Here is a 2,072-nt window from a genome sequence, read left to right as displayed (position 1 = left end):
CCGTTGCATACTGGGTGGCATCAGGGGCAGCCGTTTATCCAGCAAGCAATAGCGTGACTGACAAAAGTCCTCAAGCAATTGTGTTGAAAACCTTGACCAGTGTTGAATGAGAAAATGATCAAACAGGATATCTAAGGTAACACCGGCAAACCGCCGCTGCTCGGGGCTAAACTGTGCGCGCGCCCAGCGCGTAAGCGCGTGGCTGTCGGTAAATTTATCCACCAATAAATGATTTTGTAGCCCAGCTTGGACGGGGGCGGGTAAATCTTGGTGATTCACGCCTTTTTGAAAGTCACCGAGGAGATTGCCAAAACAAGAATCGGGTGTGGGCAGAGCAATAAATAAATGGGCCAGATAATTCATAAAATACTAACTGCTATACCTGTTTGATGAGAAAGGGTGGACGTTTATGCCCACCCATCCTTCGTTAGCGAGGGTATTTCGCTGGTGTGGTAGATGAAGGCAAAGCGGCGCTAATAAATGCGCGAATATCTTCATTTGCCGTCTGCAGATCGTCATGACGTAAATACATCATGTGACCACTGCGGTATCCTTTAAAGGCGAATCTGTCCTTCATTTTTCCACTGGGATCAAGCTGGTGCATGGTGTATTTGGCATCAAAATAATTGGTTGCGCCATCATAATAGCCCGACTGGATCATCACGTGGAGATAGGGATTGGTGGCCATGGCGTGGCGTAAATCCTCACCGGTATGATTATTCTGTCTATCCCAAGGATGTACCGGCCCAAACATATTGTATTTAATGTCAGTGGTGAATTTTAAATCCTTTTTGATATAAGCATTGATGGCCGGGGTAAAGGCATGAAGCCAGGCGTTGAGTTCAGCATTGTAATCCGGTTTGTCTCCGCTTTCTTTTTTGTCAATGCCGATGTATCTGCTGTCTAAGCGACCGATGGTTTTACCTTCATCGCGAAGTAAGGCTTTCCAGAAATACCAAGGGCTTACGTCGAGATTATTTTGCAAGATTTCATCTTCTGATAAACCGGAATAAGCGGCAAACTGCTTAACCACAGCTTGCTTTTCACTGTTAGGTAACCACGCGCCTTTTGCCAGTGCGGGCAACAGGGTTTCTACGGCAAACTTCTCCACTTGCGGTAATACCTCTTCTAAAGGCTGTTCCTGGTATTTAGCGGCGAGCTTGTTGTGATACCAGGCCGCGGCGGCAAAATAGGGGAGTCTATTGGCCGCTTCCACCGGGCCATCACGACGTATGCCTAAATCGGTAGGGGAAACCAGGATCACTCCATTTAAATACATCCATTGTTGCTCTTGCAACGCACCGGCCAAGCCTGACACTCGGGCGGTACCATAACTTTCACCAATTAGAAACTTCGGTGACGGCCAGCGGTTCTGTCTGCTGACAAAGGTATTGAGCCATTCCGCTAAGTATTCGATATCCGCATTGACGCCAAAGAACATACTGCGCTGTTTTTCATCACTGGGCATGTTTCCGTCGGCATCGGGCAGAACGCGGCTATAGCCGGTATTTACCGGATTAACATAGACGATGTCAGCCACATCCAAAACAGAGTAAGGATTGTCTTTCACCCCATAGGGTTGCAATGGGTAGCCTTCGTCATCGATGTTTAAAATCTTCGGGCCAGTGTAGGCAATATGCATCCATACCGAGGCGGAGCCCGGACCACCATTAAAACTAATTAATAATGGCCGTGATGCCACGTCCTTTACATCATCCCGCTGGTAATAGGTATATTGGAGCGTTGCTATTGGTTGACCTTCTTTATCCCAGACCGGCTGCATGCCAATGGTAGCCGTGTAGTTTATGCGATTACCCTTGATGGTTGTTTTGTGTTTAGTGGTAACGGCAGTTTCTACCGGTACGGTGCGGGCGTAGGCCTCCGTTTTGCTTTCCTGCGCTTGCAATGGCGCTGATAACAAGGCAGTAAATAGCATGCCCATGCACATCATAGATGCGGAATTAACGGCTAATAATTTCATGAATCTTCCTCTGTCGGGTAAGGTATTATTATGGGTATTGACGTTTTAAACGATACAGCAAAACCGCCGCACGTTTGGATTGTGCAGGCAG

2 protein-coding genes are annotated in these 2,072 nt (G+C 47.6%); both read right to left on the bottom strand.

The annotated features are described in order from the left end of the window. On the bottom strand, positions 1–363 hold a 363-nt coding region (locus V5298_RS20470), incomplete at its 3' end, for an ACP phosphodiesterase (protein ID WP_332933261.1). Between the two features lie 64 nt (positions 364–427). Next, positions 428–1,981 (bottom strand): S10 family peptidase, encoded by a 1,554-nt coding sequence (locus V5298_RS20465; RefSeq protein ID WP_332933260.1) that lies wholly within the window; start codon positions 1,979–1,981, stop codon positions 428–430. Positions 1,982–2,072: the final 91 nt, after the last annotated feature.

The organism is Alteromonas sp. 14N.309.X.WAT.G.H12, from assembly GCF_036697315.1.
Classification (GTDB): domain Bacteria; phylum Pseudomonadota; class Gammaproteobacteria; order Enterobacterales; family Alteromonadaceae; genus Alteromonas.
The sequence above is the reverse complement of the archived record's forward strand: the minus strand, read 5'-3'. Positions and strand labels throughout refer to the sequence as shown.

Bases quoted from the DNA above. Each gene is read 5' to 3' on its own strand.
- V5298_RS20465 (WP_332933260.1), bottom strand. From the start codon at position 1,981: ATGAAATTATTAGCCGTTAATTCCGCATCTATGATGTGCATGGGCATG.